The following is a 26,177-nucleotide window of genomic DNA, read 5'->3' as shown; positions in this document are numbered from 1 at the left end:
CTGCCCCCGAGCGGCCGCCCGGCCCTTTCGCGCGTTCACAGCCAGGCCAGTGACGCCGCCCTCTCCAGCACGTTCCTGGCGGCGGTCTCGTCGCCCGTGACGTCCCGCGGGACGTCACCCGGGGCGTGGCGGCCGCCGACCAGCAGGCAGAAGTCCACCGGGTCCAGGGTGAGCGCGGCCCGGACGGGACCGCTGTCGTCACCGAGGATCCAGCTGGTGCCGGTGGGGCCGGTGACCTCGAGGCGGACGGGGGCGGCGTCGTACAGGGCCAGGCCGAGGATGCGGACGGCCAGGCGGACCAGCAACCAGAGGTGTTCGTCCGGGGGCGGGGGAACGGGGAGGCCGAGCGCGCGGCCGATGTCGTCGGTGTGGATCCACGCCTCGAAGGCGCGGACCAGGAAATGGTCGGCGACCGGCAGCCGCAGGCCCATCACCGTGACGGGGCGGGCGGCGAGTTCGGGGTCGGCGGCCTCAGGAGTGGCCAGCAGGGCGGCGGCCTGCGCCGCCCAGGCGGCGACCGTCTCCCCCGGTGCGCGCCCGTGCTCGTGGGCGATGACGTCGGCGGTGCGCCGCGCCCAGGCGTCGGCCGGGGGCGTCCCCTCCGGGATGTGCGAGGCGGGCAGCGGGGTGTCCAGGCCGAGGCGTACGGCGAGGTGCTCGTCGGCGGCGACGAGGTGCGCGACGGTGGCGTGCGCGTCCCAGTCGTGCACGACCGGTGTGCTCCAGCGGCCGTCCAGTTCCGGTACCAGGGCCTGGAGTCCGGCCACGGCGGCGGCGTAGGGGGCGGCATGGTGGGCGAGTTCGGCGGCGCGGGGGCGGCGGGAGCGCAGGGCGAGCGCGAGGACGCCGTCGACGTTCTCGCGCGCGGCCTCGGGCGGCCGGGCACCGGCGCCGTCCGCCGGGGTGCCCGGCGCGCCGTTCAGCAGGCGTACGGTGTCGCGGAGCCGTTCGGCCTCCGCCGCGCACGACTCGCAGCCGGCCAGGTGCAGGGGGACCGTCCGCCGGTCGGCGGCGGGCAGCGCGCCGACCGCCCAGGCGGCCAGCAGCTCCCGTACGCCGTCGTGGTCGTTGGTCATCGCGCGCCGCCCTTTCGCCCTGCCGCGTCCACGATACGCACGCCCGGCGCGGTCCCGGCGGTCGTGTACGCCCCCATCACGCGCCCCTCACCGCCGCCGGGTCCGGCGGGTCCGCGAGGGACCGGGCCAGGGTGCGCAGGGCGGAGCGCAGCCGTGTCTTCGCGGTGCCCTCGGGTATGCCCAGTTCGACGGCTGCCTGGCGGTAGGTGCGGCCCGCGAAGTAGGCGAGGTGGACCACCTCCCGCTGGGGGCGGGGCAGTCCGGCGAGGGCGGTGTGCAGCAGCAGGGAGCGCTCGCGGTCGACGACCGCCTCGTCCGGGCCCGGCCCGGCGTCAGGGATGGCGTGCAGCTCGGAGTCGTCCGCACGGGCGTCCTTGCGGTGCCGGGCCTCGCTGCGCACCCAGTCCACGGCCCGCCGGTGGGCGACCATGGAGAGCCAGGTGCGCAGCGAGCCCCGGCGCGCGTCGAAGCCGTACGGTCTGCTCCACAGCTGGGCGAAGACCTCCTGCGCCACGTCCTCGGCGGCCGCCGGGCTGCGGGTGACCCGGACGGCCACCCGCCGGACGAGTCCCCCGTACGCCGCGTACGCCTCGCGCAGCGCGGACTCGTCCCCGTACACCAGCCGCCGATGCAACTCCACATCGATGGACGGCTGTTCGAGCGTCGGCTCCACCGGCACCACCACCTCGTGATGCCTTCCTAGCGTCCCCGCCCGGTCCCGCGCCAGTGGGTCCGGTCAAGTCAGCCGGACAGGACGTCCAGCAGGCGGTCGACATCCGCGGGCGTGTTGTACAGATGGAAGGCGGCCCGCAGATGGCCGGCGCGGTCGGAGACCTCGACCCCCGCCCGGCTCAGCTCCGCCTGCAGGTGGCCGAGTCCGGGCACCGAGACGATCGCCGATCCGGGCGCCGGAACCGGCTCCCGGCCGAGGCGGGCGAGGCCCGCGCGGAACCGGTCGGCCAGCGCCAGGTCGTGGTCCCGGACCCTCGCCACGCCCAACTCCTCGATCAGCGCCAGGGACCGGCGGGCGCCGGCGTACGAGAAGAGGCTGGGGCTCTCGTCGAACCGGCGGGCGGAGCGGGCGAGTTCCTCCACCGGGCCGTAGCAGCTGTCCCACGGTTCCTGTCCCGCGACCCAGCCGGCGAAGAGGGGGGTGAGGCCGCCGAGGTCCTCCGGGACGACGAGGAAGGTCACTCCGCGCGGGCAGACGAGCCATTTGAAGGCGACCGCGACGACGTAGTCGTACGCGTCGGCCTCGACCGGCAGCCAGCCGGCGGACTGCGACGCGTCGACGTACGTCCGCGCCCCGTGCGCCCGCGCGGCCTCGCGGATCGCGTCCAGGTCGGCGATCCGGCCGTCGGCGGACTGGGCGGCGCTCACCGCGACGAGCGCGGTGCCGGGGCGCACCGACTCGGCGACGCGCTCCAGCGGCACCTGGCGCACCTTGAGGTCGCCGCGCACGTGGAAGGGGTTCACGAGGGAGGTGAAGTCACCCTCGGCGGTCAGCACCTCGGCGCCCTCGGGCAGGGAGGCGGCGACCAGTCCGCTGTAGACGGCGACCGAGGCACCGGCCGCCACCCGGCCGTCCGGCACCCCGACGATCCGCCCGAACGCCGCCCGCGCGGCCTCCACGTCGGCGAACATGTCCTGCGGGCGGCCGGCCGCGACCGACTCCACGCCGTCCTTCATCGCGGCGACCGTGCGGGCCGGCAGCAGTCCCGTACTGGCGGTGTTCAGATAGGTGTTCTTCGGGGCGAACTCGGTCCTGACGAGGCTCTCGAAGGTCTCCATGGCTCCACTGTGGGGCTCGCACGTATCCCACGTCCATGGAGATGTTCTGCGCGCTTTCCCCAAGCGATGCTTATGAATGGCCACTGACCTGCGCCGTTCGCCTCCTACGGCTGCTGCGGCACGGCGCACCCGTCCGGTCCGCAGGCCTCCGCGCCCCCGGCCGCGACGACCTTCAGGGGCGCCGGCCGGTCGCCCCACGCCTGCGTGAGCGCCCGCTCGAACACCTCGGCGGACTGGGCGCCGGAGACCCCGTACGTGCGGTCCAGGACGAAGAACGGCACCCCGTTCGCCCCCAGCTCCGCCGCCTCGCGCTCGTCGGCGCGGACGGCGTCGGCGTACGCGTCGGAGTCGGCGAGCACCCCGCGGACCGCGCCCTCCTCCAGCCCGGCCGCCACGGCCAGTTCGACCAGGTACTCGTCCGCGTCGGCGTACACGGACCGCTCCTCGGCGAAGTTCGCCCGGTAGAACGCCTGGAGGAGCTCGCTCTGGCGCCCCTCCTCCTTGGCGAGGTGCAGCAGGCGGTGCATGTCGAAGGTGTTGCCGTGGTCGCGGCCCTCGGCCCGGTAGGCGAGCCCCTCGGCGCCGGCCTGCTCGCGGAGGTTGTGCTCGCCGGCCCGGGCCTGCGCCTCGCTCATCCCGTACTTCTTGCTCAGCATGGTGAGGACCGGCTGGATGTCGTCCTTGGCGCGGCCGGGGTCGAGCTCGAAGGAGCGGTGCACCACCTCGACGCCGTCGCGGTGCGGGAAGGCGGCGAGCGCCTTCTCGAAGCGGGCCTTGCCCACGTAGCACCAGGGGCAGGCGATGTCGCTCCAGATCTCGACGCGCATGGTTCAGCTCTCTCCAGGTCGTACGGGGACGGAGTCGGCCTCCGCTTCTACGGTCGATGAACGTTCAAGCAGCCTGGCTCATTCCCGGCCGCACTCATTCCCGGCCGCGTCCGTTCCCTCCCGGCCTCGCTCACTCCCGGCCGGACTCGTCTCCGGTCACCGCGTAGGAGAGCAGGACGTGGTGGTCGCCGGCGGCGGGCGGGTGCCGTGGGTCCGGGATCCAGCCCAGGCGGGCGTAGAAGGCCCGCGCCCGGAGGTTGTCGACGTGGACGGAGAGGCCGGCCGTGTGCATGCCGTCCGCCCGCCACGCCTCCACGCAGGCCGCGTGCAGGGCCCGGCCGGTGCCGCGGCGCCAGTGGCCTGGGTCGACGTGGAACTGGGCGAGGTGGACGGTGCCGGCGGGGGCGTCGCGCTCCGTGCGGAAGGACGCGACGGCGGTGATGCGGCCGCCTTCCGCGGCGCACAGGACATGGCGGTCGGGGCGTTCGATGGCGTCCCGCCAGGCGGCCGGCCAGTCGGGGCCGTCCGCGGGGACGCCGTCCGGGTAGTACGTGGCGCGGGCCCGGGCGTGCAGGGCGGTGACGGCCGGGGCCTCGGCGGGGAGCGCGGTCCTGATCACGCGCGCTCCGGTGACGCGGGTCACACGGTCCTTGATCATGCGAGGGAGGACGCGCGGCGAGGCGACACGGTTCCCCGCACCCCGCACCCCGCACCCCGCACCCCGCACCCCGCAGGACGGCACGGACGCGCCTCAGCTGCCGTTCCTCAGGTCCTCCGGCCAGTTGGGACGGAACTCGATCTCGTCATAGGTGACGACGCAGCCCTCGCCCATCGGGGACTGGGTCATGAACCCCACCAGGGCGGCACCGCTCTCGTACGCGTCGGCGAGCGTGAAGAGGCGGACGAAGGTCCACCGCTTGCCGTCGCGCGAGGCGTGGAAGGCGAAGGCACGGCCGGTGCGGCTGATCCGCAGCCACACCGAACTTCCGTCCACGGTGAAGGAGTTGGCGTCGTCCGAGTGACCCCGCGTGACCACCGTGCACACGGTCGGCACATCGGGCGAGTACTCCAGGCAGAGCTTCGCCCAGGTGCGCTGCCCCACGTGCACGTACAGCACGCCCGCGTCGAACCCCGCGCCGAAGCCGACGGTGACGCGTGCGATCAGCTGGAAGTCCCCTTCCGGCGCCCCCAGCAGCCTGGGCGCGTCCGAGGCGGGCTCCAGCCCGTCACCGGTGGGCGGTACGAACCGGTCCTGCCGGGCGCCGGCCCACCCGGTGAGCACCCCGTCCTCGTAGGACCAGTGCCCGTCGGGGCCGTACGTACGAAGGGAGAAGGGGAGTTCGGGAATCTCGACGTCCATGGGGGGGATTCTTACAGCTCCCGGCCTGCTGTCACGCGCCTCCATGGGCGCGGGGAACTGCGCGAGCAGTCACGACGCTCGCGCAGTCCGGGACCGAACCGAACCCCTGGGGCGCTACCGCACGGGACTAACGCTCAAGCACCCCGTTGAACCGCCGCGGCAGACCCAGCGGGTTCTCGTCCCGAAGCTCCAGCGGAAGCAGCGCCGAGGGCGCCCCCTGGTAGGCCACCGGCCGCAGCCACCGCTCGATGGCCGTGCCACCCACCGACGTGGACGTCGACGTCGTGGCCGGGTAGGGCCCCCCGTGGTGCTGGGCCGCCGCCACGGCCACACCCGTCGGCCAGCCGTTGACGAGCACACGCCCGGCCAGCGGCGTCAGCTCGGCCAGCAGCTCCGGGCCGCGTCCGCCCTCGGCCGCCTCCTCACCCGACACGTGCACCGTCGCGGTGAGGTTGCCCGGCAGCCGGGAGAGGACCGACTTGGCCTCGTCCTCGTCCTCGTAGCGCGCCACGACCGTGAGCGGCCCGAAGCACTCCTCCAGGAGCAGGTCGTGCTCGCCCTCGGCCGCCAGCTTCGCCGCGGGGACGGTCAGGAAACCGGGGCTGACGGTGTGGTCGCCGCCCGCGCCGGCCGTCACCGGCGACTCCACGTCGGGCAGTTCGGCGCGCTCGGCGACACCCGCGAGGAAGTTGTCGCGCATCCGGTGGTCCAGCAGAACCCCGGAACCGACGTCGCTGACCGCGTCGGTGAGCGACTTGAGCAGACGGTCACCGGCGTCACCGGCGGGCGCCAGCACCAGGCCGGGCTTCACGCAGAACTGGCCGACGCCGAGGGTCATCGACCCGGCGAGTCCGGTGCCGATCGCCTCGGCGCGCTCGGCGGCGGCTGCCTCGGTGACGAGCACGGGGTTCAGGGAGCCCAGTTCGCCGTGGAACGGGATCGGCACGGGGCGCGCGGCCGCCGCGTCGAAGAGGGCCCGGCCGCCGCGTACCGAACCGGTGAAACCGGCGGCGGTGACGAGCGGGTGCTTGACCAGTTCGACGCCCGCCTCGAAGCCGTGCACGAGGCCGAGGACGCCCTCGGGGATGCCGTGCTCGGCGGCGGCCCGGCGCAGCACGATCGCGACCAGCTCGGACAGTGCCGGGTGGTCGGGGTGGGCCTTGACGACGACCGGGCAGCCGGCCGCCAGCGCGCTCGCGGTGTCGCCGCCGGGGACGGAGAACGCGAAGGGAAAGTTGGAGGCCGAGTAGACGGCCACGACGCCCAGGGGGACCTTGTAGCGGCGCAGGTCCGGGATGGGCGGGGTGGCGGTGTCGTCGGGGTGGTTGATCACCACGTCGAGGAAGGCACCCTCGTCCACGATGTCGGCGAAGGCCCGCAGCTGGTAGCAGGTGCGGGCGAGTTCGCCGGTGAGCCGGACCGGGCCGAGCGCGGTCTCCGCGTCGGCGACCTCCACGAGCTGGTCCTTGGCCGCCTGGAGCTGGTCGGCGGCGGAGCGCAGGAAGGCCGCGCGGACCGTGCGGTCGGCCAGGGAGGCGCGGGCGGCGTGCGCCGCGCGGACGGCGGCATCCACCTCCTGGGCTGTGGCCTCCACCGCAACCTGCTCGCGCTGCTTCCCGGTTCGGGGGTCGACACTCCAGACTGGTGCTGCTGCCACCGCGGGTTCCTCCACGTATATCTGGGTCAATTCCCAGAGGTATTTCTGGGTCATTCACCAGGGTCGTTCGATATGCTGAACGCTGTCTCTGATGATGAATACTCGGTATCGGAGACTATTTCCCGTCCAACGAAGGGGTCAAGGGCGATGTCGGCAGTCGAGACGGGCGGCGGAGCACAGGTCAAATCGGCGGTGAGGACCGTTGAGCTGCTCGAATACTTCGCCGGGCGCCCCGGAATGCACTCCCTGGCAGCCGTGCAGGAAGCCGTCGGTTACCCCAAGTCCAGTCTCTACATGTTGCTCCGCACCCTCGTGGAGCTGGGCTGGGTCGAGACGGACGCGACGGGCACGCGCTACGGCATCGGGGTACGGGCGCTGCTCGTGGGCACGTCGTACATCGACGGCGACGAGGTGGTGGCGCTGGCCCGGCCGACGCTGGACCGCCTGTCGGACGACACCACGGAGACGATCCACCTGGCCCGCCTCGACGGCACGAACGTCGTCTATCTGGCCACCCGGCAGTCGCAGCACTATCTGCGTCCCTTCACCCGGGTCGGCCGCCGGCTGCCCGCGCACTCGACCTCGCTCGGCAAGGCGCTGCTGGCCACCCACACCGACGAGCAGGTCCGCAAGATGCTCCCGGAGACCCTTCCCGCGCTGACCGAGCACACGATCACGGACCGGGAGCGGCTCATCGAGGAGTTGCGCCAGATCCGCGACCAGGGCTTCTCGGTGGACCGCGAGGAGAACACCCTCGGGCTGCGCTGCTTCGGCGTGGCGATCCCGTACCGCACGCCGGCCCGTGACGCCATCAGCTGCTCGGTCCCGGTGGCCCGGCTGACACCCGCCCACGAGCAGCTGGTCAAGGACGCCCTCTTCGACGCGCGCGACCGGCTGACGTTGGCGACGCGCAGACTCTGACCCGTCTCGCGGAACGGCCCGTTGGCAACCCCGGCCACATGAAGACCCCATGAGAAAGCCGGGCGAGGGGAACGAGCGGTCGGTTCCCGCTCGTCCTTCCGGGTGCCATGAACAAGACGATCAGGCTCACCGCCGTCTCCATCCTGCTGCTCGTGCTCGCCCTGCTGGTGCGGGCGACCTGGGTGCAGTTCTACGAGGGCACGGCCCTCGCCGACGCCCCGGACAACCGGCGCAACGCGATCCGGACGTACGCGGACCCGCTGGGGAACATCATCGTGGCCGGCGACGCGATCACCGGCTCGGCCCGCACCAAGGGCAGCGACCTCGCGTACAAGCGCACGTACACCGACGGTGAGCTGTACGCGGCGGTCACGGGCTATGCCTCGCAGGCCTATGCGCCGACGCAGCTGGAGGGCGTCTACCAGGACCTGCTCGACGGCAGCGACCTGCGGCTGAAGAACGTGATGGACACGGTCACCGGGCAGCGGGCCGAACCGGGCAATGTGATCACCACGATCGATCCGGCCGTGCAGAAGGCGGCGTACGACGCGCTCGGCGACAAGAAGGGCGCGGCCGTCGCGATCGACCCGGCGACCGGGAAGATCCTCGCGGTGGTGTCGACCCCGTCGTACGACCCGTCCTCGCTGACCGACGCGAACACCGCCGGCACGGCCTGGAAGAAGCTGAACGCCGACCCGGACAAGCCGCTCACCAACCGGGCGCTGCGCCGGCCGCTGCCGCCCGGGTCGACGTTCAAGCTGGTCGTGGCGGCGGCCGCGCTGGAGGACGGGCTGTACGCGTCGGTGGACACGAAGACCGTGAGCCCGGACCCTTACACCCTGCCGGGCACGTCCACGCGGCTGTCGAACGAGAACCCGAGCGCGCCCTGCGAGAACGCCACGATCCGTACGGCGCTGCAGTACTCGTGCAACAACGTCTTCGCGAGGATGGCGGTCTCCCTCGGCCAGGACAAGGTGCGGGCGATGGCGGAGAGGTTCGGCTTCGACGACAAGGCACAGGACGTGCCGGTGCGGGCGTACGAGAGCGTCTATCCGACGGGCATGGACGAGTCCTCCACGGCCCTGACGGGCATCGGTCAGTACGACGTCACCGCGACGCCGCTCCAGATGGCGATGGTGTCCGCGGCGATCGCGAACGGCGGCAAGCTGGTCGCGCCGCACATGGTGGCGCAGATCACCGATGGGGGCGGTGACGTCCTGGAGGACTACGACGCCGAGGCCGGCTCGAAGGAGATCATGAGCGCCCGTACGGCGGAGCAGCTGCAGTCGGCGATGCGGACGGTCGTCGAGGACGGCACGGGCACGAACGCGCGGATCAGCGGGGTGACCGTGGGCGGCAAGACCGGTACGGCCCAGCACGGCGAGAACAACAGCAAGACGCCGTACGCCTGGTTCACGTCGTACGGGAAGGCCGGCGGCAAGGAGGTCGCCGTCGCGGTCGTCGTGGAGCAGTCGAACGCGGCGCGGTCGGAGGTCAGCGGCAACGGGTTGGCCGCGCCGGTCGCCAAGGCCGTGATGGAGGCGGCGCTGAAGGGCTGAGACCACCTGAAGAAGAAGGGCCGCCCTCACTCCCCCCGGAGGGCGGCCCTTCGCCGTCAGCGTGCGAACGGTGTCACTTCACGCCGAACAGCTGCTGGATCGGGTTGATCGCGAAGTAGACCAGGAACAGCCCCGAGGTGGCCCACAGCAGCCAGTGGATCTCCTTCGCCTTGCCCAGCACCGCCTTGATGAGGACGAAGGCGAGGAAGCCGGCGCCGATGCCGTTGGTGATGGAGTAGGTGAACGGCATCACCGCGATGGTGAGGAACGCCGGGATGGCGATCTCGTACCGGTCCCAGTCGATGTGCTTGACCTGGGTCATCATCAGGAAACCGACGGCGACGAGCGCGGGCGCGGCGGCCTGCATGGGGACGATGGTCAGCAGCGGGGTCAGGAAGAGCGCCACCGCGAAGAGGCCGCCGGTGACCAGGTTGGAGAAGCCCGTGCGGGCGCCCTCGCCGACGCCGGCCGCGGACTCGATGTAGGAGGTCGCGGAGGACGAGGAGGCCGCGCCGCCCGCGACGGCCGCCGCGCCGTCGATGAGGAGGACCCGGCCGAGGTTCGGGACCTTGCCCTCCTCGTCCAGCAGGCCGGCCTCGGCGGTGATGCCGACGACCGTGCCCATGGTGTCGAAGAAGTCCGAGAGCAGCAGGGTGAAGATCAGCAGGACGACCGTGATGACGGTGGTCTCGCCGAACGAGCCGAACAGGCTGAAGTCGCCGATCAGTCCGAACTCGGGGGCGGCGACGAGGTCGTCCGGGACCTTCGGGGTGGTGAGGCCCCAGCTCTTGATGTCGGCCACCGAGTTGATCACGATCGCAACGACCGTCATCGTCAGGATGCTGATGAGGATCGCACCCTTCACCCTGCGGGCGAGCAGCGCGACGGTCAGCAGGACGCCGGCGCAGAAGACCAGGATGGGCCAGCCGGACAGCGCGCCGCCGGCGCCGAGCTGGACCGGAACGGTGGTGTTCGCGATGTCCGGGATGCGGGTGACGAAGCCGGCGTCGACGAAGCCGATGAAGGCGATGAACAGGCCGATGCCGACGCTGATCGCCTGCTTGAGCGGTTGCGGTATGGCGTGCATGACGGCCTCGCGCAGGCCCGTGACCACCAGGACGCAGATCAGCAGACCTTCGAGGACGACCAGGCCCATCGCGTCGGGCCAGCTCATCAGCGGGGCTATCTGGAAGGCGACGACCGCGTTGAGCCCGAGGCCGGCGGCGAGGGCGAGCGGCAGGTTGCCGCCGACGCCCATGATGACCGTCATCACCGCGGCCACGAGGGCGGTGGCGGTGACGAGTTCGGCGCCGTCGAGGGTGTGGCCGTACTTGTCCTTGGCGTTGCCGAGGATGATGGGATTCAGGACAAGGATGTATGCCATCGTGAAGAACGTGGCGAGTCCACCGCGTGTCTCACGGGCGAAGGTGGACCCCCGGGCGCTGATCTTGAAGAAGCGATCGACGCTGTTCGCCCCGGGCGGTGCGGGTGCGGGCCGGTCGGCAGCCTTCTGTGCCTCGGACATGAACGGTGCTCCTAGTGACATGCGTTGACCACGCGCGGATGCTGGCTGGATTGTTCCCCCGTTGAACCTGATTCAGGTTTTCTCCGTGTTACGAAAACGGAGTTCTCCCTGCAAGACGGCGTTCGAAGCCGCGTACGAACCCCTTTCACGATCACTGCTACTCTTCCGGATCTCGTCGGGGGTCGACCTCGGACGATCACATGCCGTTCACATGACACGCACAGCCGGCCGCCTCGTCCGCTGTGGCCGCAGCGAGAAGAGAGGTCCCCGTGGGCACTGTCGTCGACGACGCAGCCTCCGTGGAGTTCCACGCCTTCTTCGAACGGCACTACGCCGAACTCTCCCGCCTCGCGCACCTGTTGACGGGTGAGGCGGACGCGGCCGACGACCTGGCCGCGGACGCGCTGCTCGCGATGTGGCACCGCTGGGACCGGGTCCGCGCGGCGGACCACCCGGTGGCGTACGCCCGTGGCGTCGTCGCCAATCTGGCCCGGACCCGGATCCGCAGCGCGGTCCGTGAGCGCCGCCGGATCACGCTGTTCTGGTCGCAGCGCGAGGAGAAGTCCGACAACCCCGATGTGCCCGGTGTGGTCGACGTCCAGTCGGCGCTGCGCAGACTGCCGTTCCGCAAGCGGGCGTGCGTGGTCCTGCGGCACGCTTTCGACCTCTCGGAGAAGGACACGGCGCTGGCCCTCGGTGTCTCGGTCGGTACCGTGAAGAGCCAGACGTCCAAGGGGATGGCCGAGCTGCAGAAGCTGCTCGGCACCGAGGACGCGCCGCGGCGCATGCCCGCCGGCATCACGGGCGGGGGCGTGCGGGGCGCGAGTGTGACCGGTGCGGCCGCGCCGGGCAGTGGAGGAAGGGACCGATGAGGGACGTGCACGAGGACCTGCGCGCCCGGCTGCGTGAGTCGGCCGAGGCGCACGAGCCCGACCGCGCCCGCATCCTGGCCCGGATCGAACGCGGTATGGCGGCCCCCGCGGAGCGCCACAGCCGCAAAGCGACCCGGCCGCCGCTGTGGGGCTGGGTGCGGGTGGTCACCGCCACCGCCGGTGTCGCGAGCGTGCTCGCCGTCGGGGGCTACGCGGTCGCCTCCGCCGTGAAGGGGGAAGAAACGGCGCCCGCCGACCGGGGGACCGTCGTGGTCTCCCCGACCCCGCTCGACTCCCCGGCCGCGACCAGCCGGGCCCCGATCCCCCCGGATCGTCCGAGCCCGAGCGACGGCGGCGGCGGCGAGCAGGAGACGAAGCCCCGCTCGACCCCGTCGCAGAGCCCGTCCGCCAGGAGCACGCCCGCGCCGAAGCTGCCCTCCTCGGGGGACGAGCGGGACGGTCCGCTCTGGTCGGACGGCTCGGTCGACCCGCACAGCAACGACTTCTGGGCGCAGAGCAATCTCACACTGAGGACGAGCGAGCGGCTCACCGAGCTGACCGTGCAGTTGCGCATCGCCCGGACCGGTGGAGTCACCTCGGCGGGTGCCTGGCGCTCGCTGCCGGAGCAGGACTTCGACCTGACGGTCGCCACGGACGACGGCTTCCTGGTCTACACCTGGGTGCTCAAGGACGGCCGGACGGTCCCCGCGGGCGAGTTCGTCTTCGCCGGGCAGTACAACCACGAGCGCGGCGGCCGGGACGCGGGCGGCGACCGCTACGCGATGACCGCGAAGGCGGGCGGCGACGACCTCGCGGTGGCCGGCGACTTCGAGGCCCATGACGGCAAGGGCTCCTCGGACAAGGACGAGAACGAGAACGAGTCGTAGGAAAGGTCCGCGGCGGCGGCAACCTTCTCCTCACCGGTGGCGACCAGGAGGCACAGGAGTCACCACCAGCGAGGGAACGGGTACATGACCACACCCGCACGACGGCACGTGCGGCACCGCCGCCGGACCGCCGGACGCCGGGCCGTGCCCGGGCGCGCGGTGCGGGCGCCGCGGATCGGTTCGCCCCCGGAGCACAACCCCACGTCCGTGTACGGCGTCTTTGTCAGTGCGTGGCAGTCGAACACCAGACGGTCGAACGCCAGACGGACGCACCCCCGTGAGGGCGGGCTCACCGGTCCCGGCGTCGCGGCCGGCCGCGTGGACCTGTCGGCCCGAGCCCCCCTCGGCCGGCAGCGGTGCCGACCCGAGCCCCCCTCGGGGTCGGCGCGCACAGCGCCCCCCGCCGGTGACGACCGGCGGGGGGCGCCTTCGCGCGCGCGGCGGGCCGGTTCAGTTCATCGGCGCGCCCATGACCCTCGAACCCGTGGTCAGGAACGTGGTGGCGGGCAGCGAACCGTCCGCCCGCCGCGCGCCGTACGCGGTGGCCGCCGTCGTCGACCGGAACGCGGGCGCGCTCACGCCACTGTCCCAGTCGTTCCCGGTGGACACCGTGGACGGGCCCCGTGCGGCCCTGCCCGTCCCGTTGCCGGCCGCCAGGTTGCCGGTCAGCCGGGCCCGTCCCGTCCCGAAGGAGAACCCGCGCTCCTTGTTGGCGTAGGACGTGTTGCGTTTCAGCAGGACCGCGCCCGTGCCGGTGCTCCCGGAGAACCCGTGGAGCGTGTTCTCCCAGGCCGCGTTGGCGACCACCACGTGCGCGGCGGACGCCCCTCCCCCGCCCAGCTCGAACCCGTTGCCCCCACCCTCGAAGGCGGGGTCGTGCCGGCGGTTGCGGCCGTTGCCGAAGGCCCACGAGTGCTCGACGGTCACGGGCGAGGAGAACTGCCACAGGTCGAGCCCGTCGTCCGCGTTGTCGTACAGGCGTGCCCCGGTGATCCTGTTGCCGGTGCCGGAGCCGAACTTCACGGCGATGCCGTCGGCGTTCCGGCCGTGGTCGGCGGCGTCGTGGTTGCCGTGGCTGTCCAGGTTCCGTACGAGGTTGTCCGTGGTGCCGTCGCCGCGCAGGGTGAAGCCGGAGTCGCCGTTGTCCGCGGTGACGAGGTTGTCGAAGATCCCGCCGGCCGACGACGTGGCGACGAAGCCCTGGGCCGGGGAGTTCTGGAAGGTGAGGCCAAAGACCGTCCAGTGGTCGCCGCGGATCTCGGCGAGCGAGGAGCCGGCGGCCAGCCCGGACCCGTCGATCCGGACCTTCTCGCCCTCGTACGCCGTGAGCGTGATCCGGGCCGAGGGGGTGCCGTCCGCCGTGGACGACAGCGTCCGCGCCGGCCGGTAGGTGCCACCGCGCACCCGGATCGTCGTACCGGCGACGGCCTCGGCGACGGCGGACTCCAGCGACGCGGTGTCGGCGACGGTGACCACGGCGGTCGCGGCCCGGGCGCCGTCGTGCGCGAGGCCGAGGTACACACCGCCCGCCCCCGCGGCGACGGACACGGCGGCGGCGACCGACAGGGTCCGCGCTCCTCGATGGCGTCCGTGACTGTGACGCACGGTGGTCCTTCCGCAGGCGACGCGTCTCGGCGGAGACGGGGAACGAAGCGGACCGGAGGGGCCGCTCCGGCCCGCTTCAGATCATTGGTCGCCGCTCGGCGGGAAAGGGTTGCCGCGCGCCCGCGAAATCACTCGACAGTTTCGCGGCGAGGACGGGGACGACGGCGAGGAGGCGGTACGACCGCCCGCGCGCCGCGTCCCCGGTCGCCTTCGGTCGCCCGTCAGTTCATCGTCGCGCCGATCGTCGTGCTGCCCGTGGTCAGGAAGGTGGTCGCGGGCAGGGTGCCGCTCGACGAGCGGGCGTTGAACGTCGTCGAGGCGCTGGTCGAGCGGAAGGCCGGGGTCGAGACGCCGGAGTCCCAGTTGTTGCCGGACGACACGACCGACGAGCCCTTGTTGACCGGGCCGCCGCCGTTGCTCACCGCCAGGTTCCTGCCGAGCCGGGCCGCGCCGGTGGCGAAGTAGTAGCCCCACTTGGCGTTGGCGTAGGCGGTGGTGCGGTTGATGACGATGGCGCCCTTGTTGCTGTTCTCGGTGAAGCCGTTGCCCGCGTTGTCCCAGGCCGCCGAGTTGTTGATGACATGCGCCACGGTCTCACCGTCGCCGCCCAGCTTGTAGCCGTTGCCGTCGCCCGCGAACGCGGAGTCGCCCCAGCGGTTCCTGCCGTTGCCCATCGCCCAGGTGTGCTCGACGGTGACGGGCGAGGAGAAGGACCAGAAGTCCAGGCCGTCGTCCGCGTTGTTGTAGAGGCGGGCCCCGGTGATGAGGTTGCCGCCGCCGGAGCCGAACTTCACGGCGATGCCGTCGGCGTTCTCCCCGTGGTTGGCCCGGTCGTAGTGGCCGTAGGAGTCGATGTTGCGGACGGTGTTGTTGGTGGTGCCGTCGCCGGTGAGCGTGAAGCCGGAGTCGCCGCCGTTGATCGTCTTGATGTTGTCCCAGACGGTGGAGGCGCAGGACTGGCAGACGACCGCGCTGTCCGGGGAGTTCTGGAAGGTGATCCCGGAGACGGTCCAGTAGTCGGCGGTGAGCTTGAAGATCCAGCCGCCGGCGGGGAGGTTCGAGCCGTCGATCCTCACGGTCTCGGAACCGTACGGCTGGAGGTGTATCCGGCCGGCGGAGCTGCCGTTGGCCGTCGACTGGAGGGTCGCCGTCGGGTAGTACGTGCCGCCGCGCACCTGGATGACGGTGCCGGGGGTGGCGTTCTTGATGGCGTCGGACAGGGCAGTCGTCGTGTTGACGACCACGGTGGCGGCGTGCGCCTGGGTGGGGAGAACGGCCAGGCCGGCACCGAGGGCCAGGGCCGTGCCCAGGGCGAGCGGGATACGACGAGACATGGAGAGCGGTTCCTTTCTCGTGCGGGTGGGGTGGTTCACAGGACGGCGTCGAGCCAGTCGAAGGCGTCGTCCTGCACGGGCGCGGTGAAGACATGACCGAGGTCCGGCCAGGTCTTCAGCCGCAGCCGCTCCTCGGCGTGGCGGGAACGCCAGACGGCGCGCAGCTTGTCGTGGGCCACGCGGACGCCGTCGGCGGGGAACAGCGGATCGAGGCCGCCGTTCAGGAAGGCCATCGGCTTGGGGGCGCCGATGCTCGCCACGTCGGGGAAGTCGAGGTACCGGGCGAGCCCGGGGTGGAGCATGTAGGAGGAGGACTGGCCGCGCAGGATGTTGTTGCCGGGGACCATGACCTCCTTGAGCCCGGTCATCCAGCAGACGCTCACCGCGGCCGCGATGTCGTCGCTGAGCGCGGCGGTCTGCCAGGCCCGGAAGGCGCCCATCGAGAAGCCGAGGACCGCTACCCGGCGCCGGTCCACCCGGTCGAGGCCGGCCAGGAAGCCCGCCGCGCGCACGTCCTCCCTGGCCATGAGCCCGGCGAGGGACGAGCCCAGGTGGTAGAGGTTGCTGGCGAGGGCCTGCTGGTCCTCGTAGGCGACCGGGCCCCGGTCGCCCCAGCCGAGCGCGTCCACGGCGAGGACGACATAGCCGCGCCGGGCCAGTTCGTCACCGACGAACCGGCCGCTGAAGTATCGGTCGGCCCAGGCCTGCGCGGAGGACAGCCGACTCTCGTCGAACCAGGGTCTGACCAGCTTCTCCTTCCCGATGTCGAACCTGGCCCCGTGGTCGTGCAGCAGGAGGACGGCGGGAAAGGGGCCGGTGCCGTGCGGGGTGAGCAGGGCGCCCCGGACCCGGCCGTACCGGGTGAGGGAGAAGGTGACCGACTCACGGGTGAAGCCGTCGCCCTCGGCCCGCTGTCCGCCGAACTCGGGCGCGTACGGGGTGTCGTCCCGTCCGGCGAACAGGTGCTCCTCGACCTTGGCCCGGGCCACCCGCCGCCAGGTGCGGAAGTCCCGGACCGGTGAGGTGCCCCAGGCGAGCGGGAAGCGCAGCTCGTCCTTGAGCAGGGGGTGGAAGTCGGGGAGGGCACCGGCCGCGGCGCCGCCCGGGGGTTCCGCGCCGGCCGCCGGAGTTCCCGCCCCCGCGCCCACCACGAAGGCCCGGCGCCCCACGGATCGCCGGGTCCCCGGCGGGTCGGGGGCGCCCGCCGGTTCACCGGCCGGCATACGGCCTCCAGTCGCCGAGATAGGTCCGCCGTGTGTGCTCCCCCGCCTCGACCGCGGTCAGCCGGGGCCGGTTCTCCGGTACGGAGACGACCGCGCCCGGACCGGAGTTGGCGTACTCACGGAAGCGCATGGTCTGCCAGGGGTAGGCGTCCCGCATGTTGGTGTAGGGGGCGGTCGCGTCGATCCCCGGGCCGATCCACGTGTCCCGTACGACCAGCGACGGCCAGGCGGTCGTCTCGTACGAGGGCACCCAGGGCCGGGCGAGCTTGTAGGCGGCGTCCTCGGCTCCGGAGGTGATCCGGCCGCGCAGGGCGAGGAAGCCGTAGGGGTTGGCGCGGGCGGTGGCCGGGGCGAAGACCATCCCCTTGGGGGTGAAGGTCACGTCCCGCTGGAGCGTGCGGAAGTGGCAGGTGTCGAAGACGGCCCTGGCCCGCCCGAACACGAAGTCCACGTCCCCCTCGATGTGGCAGTGCCGGTAGTACTGCCGGTCGAAGGCGTCGAGCGCGGTGGTGTCCGCGAAGAGGGTGTCCTGGTGGGCGAGGAACCGGACGTTCTCGAAGTGCGAGCGATCCCCGGTGACGTACGCGGCGACGGCCTGGGTCCCCGTGTAGTCCGGATGGTCCGCGCGCAGCCAGTCGTTGGCGAGCGTCAGGTCCCGTACGGTCAGGCCGGGCGCCGCCGAGGTGAAGGTGGCGGAGCCCGCGGTGCCGTACGTGCCGCCCTCGGGCCTCGGGGTGCCGTTCGCCCGGGCGAAGACGAGGGCGGCGGCGCGGGGATCGCGGGACGCGCCCCGCAGGGTCAACTCCCCTTTTTCCGCTGGGATGTCGACGACCTCCCGGTACGTCCCCGGGTGGACGACGATCGTCCACCCGGGGCCGGTGACGGCGTCGACGGCGGCCTGGACGGACCCGCCGGGCCGCACGTGCAGGACCCGGCGGGGGTCGTGGGCGAGGGCGGGGGTGGTGCCGACGGCCGTCAGGCCGCCGGCGAACCCCGCCAGGCCGGTGAGCAGTGTGCGCCGACGCATGTCAGAACCCCTCCCACGGGGTCCAGTCGCCGAGATACGCCTCGCGGGTCGCCGACCCGGCTTCCTCGCGGGTGAGTTGGGGCCGGTTCTCGGGGACGGTCACGGCGGCGCCCGGTCCGCTGTTGCGGTACTCGGCGAACCGCTGGTCCTGCCACGGGAAGCCGGACGACATGTTCGTGTACGGCGCGACCGCGTCGATCCCGGCATCGAGGCGGGTCCGGCACACGGTGAGCATGGGCCGGGCGGTGGTGTCCGAGCTGGGCACCCAGGGGCGGGCCAGCTTGTAGTGGGCGTCCGGGGCCTCGCTGGTGATCCGGCTGCGGGTCACCAGATAGCCGCGGGGGTTGGCGCCCGCCGTGGAAGGCGCGAACACGAACCCGTAGGGGGCGGAGCCCAGATCGGTCCTGTTCAGCGTGCGGAAGCGGCAGCGTTCGAACACGGCCGTGGCCCGCCCGAAGACGAAGTCCACGTCACCCTCGGCGTAGCAGTCGCGGAAGTACTGCCGGGCGAAGGTGCCGAGGGCCGTCGAGTCGGCGTACAGCGTGTCCTGATGGCCGAGGAAGCGGCAGCGCAGGAACGCCGACCGGTCGCCCTGCACCTTGAGGGCGACGGCCTGCGTGCCGGTGATCCCGGGGTGGTCGGCGCGCAGCCAGTCGTTGGCGAAGGTGATGTCCCGCGCGGTGAACCCGTCGGCCTGCACCAGGGTCGTGGCGGACCCGGTGGTGCCGTAGGTGCCGCCGCCCGGCTTCGGCGTGCCGGCCGCGTTGTCGTACACGACCACCACGTCCCGGGCGTTCCCGGAGGCCCCGATCCAGGTCATTCCGGTCCGGGCGACACCGACGGCGACGGTCTCGCGGTACACGCCGGGTGCGACGACCAGGGTGTACCCGGCGCCGCTCGCGGCGGTGACGGCGTCCTGGACGGTGGTGAAGTCGCCGGCGCCGGCGGCGTCCACGTACAGGGTCCGCTCGTCGAGGCGGCCGGCCGGCGATCCGTACGGCCCGAAGACGCGGCCGCGGTGGGCGGGGGCCGCCTGGGCCCGGGGCGCCACGGCGAGCGCGAGTACGGCCCCGGCCCCGGCCGTCACGAACGACCGTCTGCTCGGCACCGGGTGGCGCCCGGCCATCAGCAGACCTTCCCGGCACCCGCGCCGTTGCCGACGATGCCCGGCACGGCACGCGGGGAGTCGACCCTGGTCCGCAGGGTGGGGGTCCACCCGGCGCCGGACTGCAGGAACTCCTCGGGGATCTCGGCGTTGTGGACGGCGATCAGGTCCGTCCGCTTCCCGTTGACGTAGTTGTTCTCGGCGGTGAGCGGGGCCTCCTTCCACTTCTTCAGCACCTTGCCGACACTGGCGCCGGCCGGCAGCGAGATGGCGTTGTCGGTGGCGTAGAGCTGCGAGGAGATGCCGATGCCGAAGAGGTAGTAGTCGGACTTCTGCGCCTCGTCGACCACGTAGTGGTTGTTGTAGACGTCGACCTGGCCGAACCGCACGCGCGGGGAGCGCTGGAGGATCCCGTCGAAGCGGTTGTGGTGCAGGGTGACCTTGAGCTTGCCGGAGTCGGTGGTGGCGGTGCTGTCGCTGTTGCCGATCAGCATGTTCTTGTCGTGGTTCTGGAAGCGGTTCCAGGAGACGGTCACGTGGTTGGCGCCGCGCACGATGTCGGTCAGCCCGTCGTGCTGCTGGAACACCTTGCCGAAGTACACCGGCCGCTCGCTGTCCGGGTAGCGCCCGTCCGTGAACGTGTTGTGGTCGAGCCACACGTGGTCGGTGCCGTAGACGACCACGGCGTCGTACTCGGAGTTCCAGTTGCCGGTGTTGTTGTCGTCGGTCGGGTCCCACTTGGGGAAGCAGTCGAGCGGCGCCTCGATGGTGAGGTTGCGCATGATGACGTTGGAGACGCCCTTGATCTGGATGCTGCCGCCGAGGATGCCGGAGTTCCTGCCGACACCGACGATGGTGGTGTTGCTCGGGATGTTGGCCTTGATCTCGGAGTCCTGCCGGGCGGCGGAGGCGACCCGCGCGTCCTCCTGGGGGCCCTTGGCGACCTCGTCGTTGCCGTACACGGCCGGGTCGTAGTCCTTGAGGTACTGCTGGAGGTCGTAGCCGCCGGTGACGAAGGCATCGCATCCCTCGGAGACGGCGTCGATCATGCCCTTGACCTTGATGATCTTCGGCGCGTCACCGCCGTCCCGGAGCGCGGCCTTGAACTCGGCCCAGGTGGTGACGGTGTAGACGTGCTCGGCGGTCGCCGCCGAGCCGCCGGTGGTGCCGCCTTCCGCCGAGCCCCAGCCGTCGCCCGCGCCGAGCACCTGCCGGCCGAGGTCGCGCCCCTGGGACTGGGCGACGCCGGTGCCCGTGACGCCGAGTACGAGCGCGGTGCAGCCGACGAGGGAGGTAATGGCATGGGCATGCCAGATACGGGGACGCATGGATGCGGTTCCTTTCACAGCGGAGCACAGGGGATGAGGGAGGGTCTTCTTCGACGGCGCGTGGGGGGGTTACGCCTCGGGCCAGGTGATCCAGGACCCGGGGATCTCCTCGGCCAGGCGGCGCACGTCGAGCCGTGAGAGAACCCGGCGGCGCAGCAGCTCGGAGGCGACCAGCCGGGCCACGGCGATGGCCCCCGGCGGGTTGAAGTGCGTGTTGTCCTGCTCGGTCGCGGTCCAGTTGAAGTACTTCTTGGTCTCCTCGACGCCGAGCTTCTGCCACAGCGCGAGGGACAGCGCCTGGATGTCGAGGAGCGGGACACCCTCCTGCGCGGCGAGCGCGATCGCCGCCGCGGGGTAGTCGCCGTGGGTGGACACGGCCTTGCCCGCCGCGTCGAACTTCCGGCGCTCGACGGAGGTCGCGAGCACCGGCCTGGCGCCCCGGGCCCGCGCGCCGTCGACGTACCGGAGCAGATGCTCCTGGTAGGTCGTCCACGGCTCGGTGTAGCGGGTGGGGTCGGCGATCTTGGAGTCGTTGTGCCCGAACTGGACGAGGAGGAGGTCCCCGGGCCCGATGGCACCGAGGATGACGTCCAGCCGCCCCTCGTCGAGGAAACTCTTGGAACTGCGGCCGTTCACCGCGTGGTTGGAGACCTTCAGCCCCTGCCGGAGGAAGAACGGCAGCGCCATGCCCCACCCCGTCTCGGGGGCGGCGTCGGCGTACTTCTGCGCGGCGGTGGAGTCACCGGCGATGTAGAGGGTGCGTTCGCGGCGGGGCCCGCGGGACGGGACCGCGGCGGACGCGGGCCCCGTGGCGGCGACGGTGAGCGGGACGGCGGCGAGCGCCGCGGTGGTGACCTGTCTACGGGTGAGGGACACGTGCGGGTGCCTTTCCAGTAGGCCCGCGCCCCGTTCTGGGGCGCGGGGAACTGCGCGACCGGCCGGGAGGGGGCCGGTGGGCCGGTGACCGGCCCACCGGCGGAGGGTCAGCCCTTCTGCTCAGCCCTTCTGCTCAGCCCTTCTGCTCGTTCCATTCGGCCTGTGCCGTGTTCAGCTGGTCGGCCAGCGTGTCCAGGAACTCCTTCGCGCTGGTCTGCCCGTCCATCACCTTCTGGAAGGCGGGCTCGTTGTCGGCCTTGGAGATCGTGTTCCAGTCCGGCAGGTAGTACGGCAGCTGCACGATCGTCGTCGACCCGTCGGTCAGCGCGGCGGCGGCCAGCTTCGTCGGCTCCGCCTCGGCGATCCACGTGTCCTTCGCGGCGTCGTCGTTCGACGGCACCTGACCGGCCGACTTGTTGAACTTGGAGTTCTGCTCGTGCGAGGTCGCGAACTCGATGAACTTCCAGGCCGCGTCCTTGTTCTTGGAGCTCTTGAACATGCCGAGCCCGTCGACCGGGTTGGACACCTGGACCCGCTTGCCGCCGGGGCCGGTCGGCTGCGGGATGCCCCGGAACTTGTCGACGCCGAACGCCTTCACATGGTCCTGGTACGAGCCCAGGTTGTGGTTCAGCATGCCGATCGTGCCGGAGTCGAACTGCGCGACCATCTTGGTGAAGTCGTTGTTGAGGTCGGCCGCGGGCGTGACCTTCTTGTAGAGGCCGACGTACTTCTCCAGGGCCTCGACGTTCTTCGGGTCGTTGACGGTGGTCTTCTCACCGCTCGCGTCCCAGAACGAGGTGATCCCGGACTGCCCGTACATCGCGTCCAGCGCCTGCGCGATGGAGCCGGCGCCGCCGCGGATGGTGTAGCCGAACTTGTTCTTGTCCTTGTCCGTGAGCTTCTCGGCGGCCTTGTAGAACGTGTCCCAGTCGGCCGGCTCCGGCAGGCTCGCGGCCTTGAACAGGTCGGTGCGGTAGTAGAGGACACCGTTGTTGGCGGAGGTCGGGATCGAGTAGAGGGCGTCGCCGCCGCCGGCGGACTTCAGCGACTCGACCATCGACTCGTTGAGCTTGCCGCTCAGGGAGGACTTGGAGAGCCGGCCGTCGAGCGGCTCCAGCGCGCCCTGCGCGGCGAAGCCGGCGGCCATGGCCGCGCCGACACCGCCGACGTCGGGCAGGCCGCCGCCCTGGATGGCCGTGTCCACCTTGGACTGGTACTCCGTGGAGGCGATCCCGACGTACTCGACGTCGATGTCGGGGTTGGCCTTCTCGAAGTCGGCGATGACCTCCTTCCAGATGTCGGTGCGGACACCGCCGTTGTTGTCCCAGAAGACGATCTCGCCCTTGCCGCTGCCCTCGGAGCCCTTGTCCCCACCCGTGCCGCTGCCGTCGTCCCCGCAGGCGGTGGCGGTCAGGGCGAGGACGGATCCCAGGGCGACGGCCACGGCGGCACGCCTGCTTCTGCGAATGCTGATCTTCATTGAACGGCTCTCTTCTTCTGGATACGAGGGTGATGAAGTTGTGGGGGGGTCTGTGCTGTCTCCGGGGCGGACTCAGTGGCCGGCACGACCGCGATGCGGCGCCCAGCCGTCCTTCCCCGCGAGGTACTGGGTGACCGTGTGGGTCGAGGCGTCGGCGCGGTCGAGCTGCGGCCGGTCGGCGGTGACACCGGATCCCGGCCCGTACGTCCGGTACTCCGTGAACCGCGCGTCCTTCCAGGAGAAGCCGCTCATGTCCGTCCACGGCGACGACTTGATCGCGGCGGGCAGCTCGGTCTCCCGGAACAGCACCTGGGCGACGGCGTCCGGCTCGCCGCCCGGATGCCAGGGCCGGCCGAGGTGGTACGTCCCGGCGGGCGCGTCGCTGACGACCTTCGACCGGGTGATCAGGAACCCGTACGGGTTGTCCTTCCAGGTCGAGGCGGCCGTGATGTAGCCGTTGTTGCTGTCCGAGCCGCGGCTGAGCGCCTTGATGAGGGAACGCTCGATGACGGTCGTGGCCCGGCCGTAGATGAAGTCGACGTCACCCTCGATGTACGAGTCGCGGACGTAGACCCGGCTGACGACGTCGAGCTTGGGGCTGTCGGTCATCAAGGTGTCCTGGTTGCCCAGGAAGGCCGTGTTCTCGAAGACGATCCGGTCGCCGGTGGTCTTCATCGCGAGCGCCTGCTCGCCCTTCAGCTCGTGCGCGGCCTCGTCGAAGTCGTTGCTGAAGGTGAGGTTGCGGGCGGTCACGTCACTGGCGGCGATCCGCACGGTGGCGCTGCCGGTGGAACCGCCGTACTCGGCGGGCGTGTCGTGGACGATGACGGTGTCCGAGCGGTCCTGTCCAGTTCCCTGAAGCACCACGTTCGGCTTGTTCGCGGGGACGAGGACCTTCTCGCGGTAGGTGCCGGGCGCGATGCGGATCGTGACCGTGCCGTCGTTGCCGGCGGGCACGGCGTCCACGGCGGCCTGCACGGTCACGTGGTCGCCGGGGACGTTCAGCACGGTGTTCGTGCCGAGCGTCTTCTGCGGGCCGGAGAAGCGTGTGACCAGCGCGGGGACGGCGGCGGCCGGGTCCAGCCGGTAGCGGTAGAAGTCCTTCGGCCGGAAGGCGTCGCCCCAGGCGTCCTTCCGTCCGCCGGCGTTCTTCAGGATCGACCCGCGCTGCACCAACTCGGCGGTGGCGTCCGCTTGGTAGGGGTGCTGGACCCCGTCGTAGTAGCTGTTCTCGATGACCATCCTCGTCCGGCCGCGCGCCCAGTTCCCGTACGTCCACACGGGATCGCCGTCGGCCACCTGCGCCGAGAGGTAGTTGTTGTAGAGGTGGGCGTAGGCGCAGTTGTCGGCGGAGGGGTTGCGCTGTTTGGTGCCGGTGAACCAGTTGTGGTCGATGGTGATCTCGGTCAGGACATTGCTGGTCCAGCCGATGCCCAGGGCCTTGTTGTGGTTCCTGAACTGGTTGTGGGAGACGGTGACGTACCGGCTGTCCTTGCGGATGTCGAGCAGCCCGTCGCCCATGTGCTCGAAGCGGTTGTGGTCGATCCAGACGTGGTCGACGGAGTCCATCTGGATCGCGTCGAAGTCGGTGGTCTTGCCGTCCCAGTCGCCCTCGACGTAGGAGTCCCGGATCGTCAGGTTGCGGATGATGACGTTGCTGGTGCCGGGGTTCAGGTGCAGTTCGCCGTGGACGATCTCACCGGTGTCACCGACGCCGATGATCGTCTTGTCCGAGGTCACGTCGATGTCCGAGCCGAAGGGCGCCACGTCGATGGTCCCGGCCACCCGGATGACGTAGGGCTCCTCGGCGGACGCGTATCGCGCCAGCGCGGCCTGGTCGGTGACGGTCACGACCTTGCCGCCCGCGCCGCCGGTGGTGCCGCCGTCGAGGGAGGCGAAGCCGTGCGGCCGGTCGCTCCAGCGGGGCGCCGCCGTGGTGGAGGCGGTCCCGGCCGGCGGTGCGGCCTCGGCCGGGGTGAGCGCGCCGACCACGAACGAGGCGATCAGGGCGGTGACGGCGGCCACGGCTCGGCCGCGGTGCGGTAAGCGCTTGCTACGGAGGTGCGTCATTGCGGCTCCCAACAGGCGTACGAAAGACGGGGTCAGGCGGTGGTGGCGCGCGCGGCGGTGATCCGGAACCGGGTGAACGTGGCCGCTCCGGCGTGTCCCCCGCCGGTGGGCGCGACCGCGAAGAGGCCGAGCAGCGCGCCGACCCATCGCCAGGGGGTGGCGGCGAAGACCTGTCCCGAGGACTCCCACCCCTCCCCCACGTCGTAGGAGAAGCGGCAGCGTGCCCCGGCGGCGGTCTCGATCCGCAGCCGGGCCCGTCCCCCGGGCGCCGGGCGCGGCCGGCCGGCGTCCCGCTCCCTCTCGGCGACGGTCTCGGCGAACCGGTGGACCAGACGCACGCTCCCGTCGGACTCCCGCTGGAGTCCGATCCAGCGGAACGCATCCCCGAGCACCGCGAGCCCGGCCCGCGCCCCCGGTTCCTCGCTGTCGAGCCTCAGCTCCACCTCGATGGAGACCGGGATCCCCGGCAGCCGCTGTGTGAGCACATTCGCCAGTCTCCGCAGGTCGTGCGCGTGCACGGAGCGCACGCACGTGAGCCGCAGCCCGTCCCCGGAGTGCTGGGTGGCCCAGCCGTCCTGGGGGTTCGCGGTCCACTGCCACTGGCGTCCGAAGCGGCCGCCGGGGAAGTCGTCGTCGGTCGCGGGCGCGGCCGGCGGCTGGGCCGGCAGCGCCGGCTTGCGGTGGACGGCGACCGGGGCGCCGTCGTCGCCGAGCACCGGCCAGCCGTCCGCACCGTCCCAGCGCATGGGCTGGAGGTGGACGACCCTGCCGTACGCGCCCCGCTGCTGGAAGTGCAGGAACCAGTCCTCGCCGGCCGGCGTGCGCACCCAGCCGCCCTGGTGCGGCCCGTTGACCTCGGTGTCCTTCTGCTCCAGCGCGATGTGCTCCTCGTACGGGCCGAAGAACCCGCGGGAGCGGAAGACGCCCTGCCAGCCGGTCTCCACGCCCCCGGCGGGAGCGAAGATCCAGTACCAGCCGTCGTGGCGGTAGAGCTTGGGGCCCTCCAGGGTGAACCAGCCGGGGAGCCGGTCCGCGTCGACGACGACCGTGCCCTCGTCGAGCAGCCCGGTGCCGTCGGGCCGCATGCGGTGCCCCGTGAGCCGGTTCTTGACCCCCGAGCGGGACTTGGCCCAGGCGTGCACGAGGTACGCCTCGCCGGTCTCCTCGTCCCACAGCGGGCAGGGGTCGATCAGTCCCTTGCCCTCCTTGACCAGGTGGGGGCGGGTCCAGGGGCCCCTGATCCCGGGGGCGTTGACCTGGAAGACGCCCTGGTCCGGGTCGCCCCAGAAGATCCAGAACCGGTCGCCGAAGTGCCGCAGCGAGGGCGCCCACACCCCGCAGTCGTGACGTGGCGCCCTGAACTCGGAGGCCGGCTCCAGGAGTTCGAGCGCATGGCCGACGAGCGTCCAGTTGACGAGGTCCCGGGAGTGGAGCAGGGGAAGCCCCGGGGCCCGGCCGAAGCTGGAGGCCGTCAGGTAGAAGTCGTCGCCCACGCACAGGACGTCGGGGTCGGACCAGTCGGCGTCGAGGACGGGGTTGCGGTAGGTGCCGTCTCCCCGGTCGGCGGAGAAGGCGGGCACGGTGACGGCACCGGTGGCCGTGGCCGTGGCTGTGGCCGTGGCGCCCGCGGTGACGGTCGCGGTGGTCGTGTCGC

Annotated in this window: 22 protein-coding genes; 4 read left to right on the top strand and 18 right to left on the bottom strand. The window is 71.8% G+C overall.

The genetic code is table 11. From position 1 onward, the window contains the following. Positions 1-35 precede the first annotated feature (35 nt). From ACFU5F_RS25035 to ACFU5F_RS25005, 7 genes are all read right to left on the bottom strand, one after another. Positions 36-1,076, bottom strand: coding sequence for a maleylpyruvate isomerase family mycothiol-dependent enzyme (locus ACFU5F_RS25035; RefSeq protein ID WP_383891275.1), 1,041 nt, complete (start codon positions 1,074-1,076; stop codon positions 36-38). Positions 1,077-1,152: 76 nt separating this feature from the next. After that, entirely contained in the window at positions 1,153-1,761 is a 609-nt protein-coding gene (locus tag ACFU5F_RS25030; RefSeq protein WP_319363849.1) for a sigma-70 family RNA polymerase sigma factor, read from the bottom strand. A gap of 56 nt (positions 1,762-1,817) precedes the next feature. Continuing rightward, positions 1,818-2,867: an aminotransferase class V-fold PLP-dependent enzyme gene (locus ACFU5F_RS25025; protein WP_383891272.1), complete on the bottom strand. Its 1,050-nt coding sequence runs from the start codon at positions 2,865-2,867 to the stop codon at positions 1,818-1,820. A 104-nt stretch (positions 2,868-2,971) separates the two neighbouring features. Beyond that, on the bottom strand, positions 2,972-3,694 hold the full coding sequence (locus tag ACFU5F_RS25020) for a DsbA family oxidoreductase (RefSeq protein ID WP_383891270.1): 723 nt from the start codon (positions 3,692-3,694) through the stop codon (positions 2,972-2,974). 130 nt (positions 3,695-3,824) lie between these two features. Beyond that, on the bottom strand, positions 3,825-4,352 hold the full coding sequence (locus ACFU5F_RS25015) for a GNAT family N-acetyltransferase (protein WP_383891267.1): 528 nt from the start codon (positions 4,350-4,352) through the stop codon (positions 3,825-3,827). 93 nt (positions 4,353-4,445) lie between these two features. Further along, complete coding sequence (locus ACFU5F_RS25010) at positions 4,446-5,054, bottom strand: DUF1349 domain-containing protein (RefSeq protein WP_383891264.1); 609 nt, start codon at positions 5,052-5,054, stop codon at positions 4,446-4,448. Positions 5,055-5,181: 127 nt separating this feature from the next. After that, complete coding sequence (locus ACFU5F_RS25005; protein WP_383891261.1) at positions 5,182-6,711, bottom strand: aldehyde dehydrogenase (NADP(+)); 1,530 nt, start codon at positions 6,709-6,711, stop codon at positions 5,182-5,184. Positions 6,712-6,858: 147 nt separating this feature from the next. On the opposite strand from ACFU5F_RS25005, the gene ACFU5F_RS25000 reads away from it, so the two are divergent. Both ACFU5F_RS25000 and ACFU5F_RS24995 read left to right on the top strand, forming a co-directional pair. Then, entirely contained in the window at positions 6,859-7,632 is a 774-nt protein-coding gene (locus tag ACFU5F_RS25000; RefSeq protein WP_005477746.1) for an IclR family transcriptional regulator, read from the top strand. 107 nt (positions 7,633-7,739) lie between these two features. Next, a complete protein-coding gene (locus tag ACFU5F_RS24995; RefSeq protein ID WP_383891258.1) occupies positions 7,740-9,191 on the top strand; it encodes a peptidoglycan D,D-transpeptidase FtsI family protein in 1,452 nt (483 codons plus the stop codon). 73 nt (positions 9,192-9,264) lie between these two features. Here ACFU5F_RS24995 and ACFU5F_RS24990 read toward each other — a convergent pair whose 3' ends face one another. Continuing rightward, on the bottom strand, positions 9,265-10,716 hold the full coding sequence (locus ACFU5F_RS24990; protein ID WP_383891255.1) for an NCS2 family permease: 1,452 nt from the start codon (positions 10,714-10,716) through the stop codon (positions 9,265-9,267). 269 nt (positions 10,717-10,985) lie between these two features. Here ACFU5F_RS24990 and ACFU5F_RS24985 point away from each other — a divergent pair, with 269 nt between their 5' ends. Continuing rightward, a complete protein-coding gene (locus tag ACFU5F_RS24985; protein ID WP_383891252.1) occupies positions 10,986-11,588 on the top strand; it encodes a SigE family RNA polymerase sigma factor in 603 nt (200 codons plus the stop codon). Next, complete coding sequence (locus ACFU5F_RS24980) at positions 11,585-12,475, top strand: hypothetical protein (protein WP_383891250.1); 891 nt, start codon at positions 11,585-11,587, stop codon at positions 12,473-12,475. The genes ACFU5F_RS24985 and ACFU5F_RS24980 overlap by 4 nt, the downstream gene beginning before the upstream one ends. 450 nt (positions 12,476-12,925) lie before the next feature. On the opposite strand, the gene ACFU5F_RS24975 is transcribed toward ACFU5F_RS24980, so the two are convergent. The 10 genes from ACFU5F_RS24975 to ACFU5F_RS24930 all read right to left on the bottom strand — a co-directional run bounded on the left by ACFU5F_RS24975 (position 12,926) and on the right by ACFU5F_RS24930 (position 26,103). Further along, positions 12,926-14,080 carry a right-handed parallel beta-helix repeat-containing protein gene (locus ACFU5F_RS24975; protein WP_383891247.1) on the bottom strand — a complete coding sequence of 385 codons (1,155 nt, stop codon included), beginning with the start codon at positions 14,078-14,080 and terminating at the stop codon, positions 12,926-12,928. Between the two features lie 221 nt (positions 14,081-14,301). Beyond that, positions 14,302-15,414, bottom strand: coding sequence for a pectate lyase (locus tag ACFU5F_RS24970; protein ID WP_383891244.1), 1,113 nt, complete (start codon positions 15,412-15,414; stop codon positions 14,302-14,304). A 35-nt stretch (positions 15,415-15,449) separates the two neighbouring features. Continuing rightward, positions 15,450-16,637: a dienelactone hydrolase family protein gene (locus tag ACFU5F_RS24965; protein ID WP_383891242.1), complete on the bottom strand. Its 1,188-nt coding sequence runs from the start codon at positions 16,635-16,637 to the stop codon at positions 15,450-15,452. Further along, on the bottom strand, positions 16,624-17,664 hold the full coding sequence (locus ACFU5F_RS24960) for a pectinesterase family protein (protein ID WP_383891239.1): 1,041 nt from the start codon (positions 17,662-17,664) through the stop codon (positions 16,624-16,626). The genes ACFU5F_RS24965 and ACFU5F_RS24960 overlap by 14 nt, the downstream gene beginning before the upstream one ends. 1 nt (position 17,665) lies before the next feature. Beyond that, positions 17,666-18,790 (bottom strand): pectinesterase family protein, encoded by a 1,125-nt coding sequence (locus tag ACFU5F_RS24955; protein WP_383891236.1) that lies wholly within the window; start codon positions 18,788-18,790, stop codon positions 17,666-17,668. Beyond that, positions 18,790-20,097, bottom strand: coding sequence for a polysaccharide lyase family 1 protein (locus ACFU5F_RS24950; protein WP_383891233.1), 1,308 nt, complete (start codon positions 20,095-20,097; stop codon positions 18,790-18,792). Before ACFU5F_RS24950 ends, ACFU5F_RS24955 begins: the two co-directional genes overlap by 1 nt. A 69-nt stretch (positions 20,098-20,166) precedes the next feature. After that, a complete protein-coding gene (locus ACFU5F_RS24945) occupies positions 20,167-20,973 on the bottom strand; it encodes a rhamnogalacturonan acetylesterase (RefSeq protein ID WP_383891230.1) in 807 nt (268 codons plus the stop codon). A 133-nt stretch (positions 20,974-21,106) separates the two neighbouring features. Further along, the gene (locus ACFU5F_RS24940) at positions 21,107-22,453 is read right to left on the bottom strand and encodes an ABC transporter substrate-binding protein (protein ID WP_383891228.1); all 1,347 of its coding nucleotides are present in this window, start codon (positions 22,451-22,453) and stop codon (positions 21,107-21,109) included. A gap of 72 nt (positions 22,454-22,525) precedes the next feature. After that, positions 22,526-24,523: a pectinesterase family protein gene (locus ACFU5F_RS24935; RefSeq protein WP_383891225.1), complete on the bottom strand. Its 1,998-nt coding sequence runs from the start codon at positions 24,521-24,523 to the stop codon at positions 22,526-22,528. Between the two features lie 32 nt (positions 24,524-24,555). Further along, positions 24,556-26,103: a family 43 glycosylhydrolase gene (locus tag ACFU5F_RS24930; protein WP_383891281.1), complete on the bottom strand. Its 1,548-nt coding sequence runs from the start codon at positions 26,101-26,103 to the stop codon at positions 24,556-24,558. Positions 26,104-26,177: the final 74 nt, after the last annotated feature.

Origin of the sequence: Streptomyces sp. NPDC057438 (assembly GCF_042802995.1) — a bacterium.
Lineage (GTDB): Bacteria > Actinomycetota > Actinomycetes > Streptomycetales > Streptomycetaceae > Streptomyces.
This window is presented reverse-complemented; position numbering and strand designations above follow the sequence as displayed.

What these genes read in the sequence shown, in the direction of transcription:
- ACFU5F_RS25035 (WP_383891275.1), bottom strand. Translation starts at nt 1,076, where the DNA reads ATGACCAACGACCACGACGGCGTACGGGAGCTGCTGGCCGCCTGGGCG.
- ACFU5F_RS25025 (WP_383891272.1), bottom strand. Translation starts at nt 2,867, where the DNA reads ATGGAGACCTTCGAGAGCCTCGTCAGGACCGAGTTCGCCCCGAAGAAC.
- ACFU5F_RS25020 (WP_383891270.1), bottom strand. Translation starts at nt 3,694, where the DNA reads ATGCGCGTCGAGATCTGGAGCGACATCGCCTGCCCCTGGTGCTACGTG.
- ACFU5F_RS25015 (WP_383891267.1), bottom strand. Translation starts at nt 4,352, where the DNA reads ATGATCAAGGACCGTGTGACCCGCGTCACCGGAGCGCGCGTGATCAGG.
- ACFU5F_RS25010 (WP_383891264.1), bottom strand. Translation starts at nt 5,054, where the DNA reads ATGGACGTCGAGATTCCCGAACTCCCCTTCTCCCTTCGTACGTACGGC.
- ACFU5F_RS25000 (WP_005477746.1), top strand. Translation starts at nt 6,859, where the DNA reads ATGTCGGCAGTCGAGACGGGCGGCGGAGCACAGGTCAAATCGGCGGTG.
- ACFU5F_RS24995 (WP_383891258.1), top strand. Translation starts at nt 7,740, where the DNA reads ATGAACAAGACGATCAGGCTCACCGCCGTCTCCATCCTGCTGCTCGTG.
- ACFU5F_RS24990 (WP_383891255.1), bottom strand. Translation starts at nt 10,716, where the DNA reads ATGTCCGAGGCACAGAAGGCTGCCGACCGGCCCGCACCCGCACCGCCC.
- ACFU5F_RS24980 (WP_383891250.1), top strand. Translation starts at nt 11,585, where the DNA reads ATGAGGGACGTGCACGAGGACCTGCGCGCCCGGCTGCGTGAGTCGGCC.
- ACFU5F_RS24970 (WP_383891244.1), bottom strand. Translation starts at nt 15,414, where the DNA reads ATGTCTCGTCGTATCCCGCTCGCCCTGGGCACGGCCCTGGCCCTCGGT.
- ACFU5F_RS24965 (WP_383891242.1), bottom strand. Translation starts at nt 16,637, where the DNA reads ATGCCGGCCGGTGAACCGGCGGGCGCCCCCGACCCGCCGGGGACCCGG.
- ACFU5F_RS24960 (WP_383891239.1), bottom strand. Translation starts at nt 17,664, where the DNA reads ATGCGTCGGCGCACACTGCTCACCGGCCTGGCGGGGTTCGCCGGCGGC.
- ACFU5F_RS24955 (WP_383891236.1), bottom strand. Translation starts at nt 18,790, where the DNA reads ATGGCCGGGCGCCACCCGGTGCCGAGCAGACGGTCGTTCGTGACGGCC.
- ACFU5F_RS24950 (WP_383891233.1), bottom strand. Translation starts at nt 20,097, where the DNA reads ATGCGTCCCCGTATCTGGCATGCCCATGCCATTACCTCCCTCGTCGGC.
- ACFU5F_RS24940 (WP_383891228.1), bottom strand. Translation starts at nt 22,453, where the DNA reads ATGAAGATCAGCATTCGCAGAAGCAGGCGTGCCGCCGTGGCCGTCGCC.
- ACFU5F_RS24935 (WP_383891225.1), bottom strand. Translation starts at nt 24,523, where the DNA reads ATGACGCACCTCCGTAGCAAGCGCTTACCGCACCGCGGCCGAGCCGTG.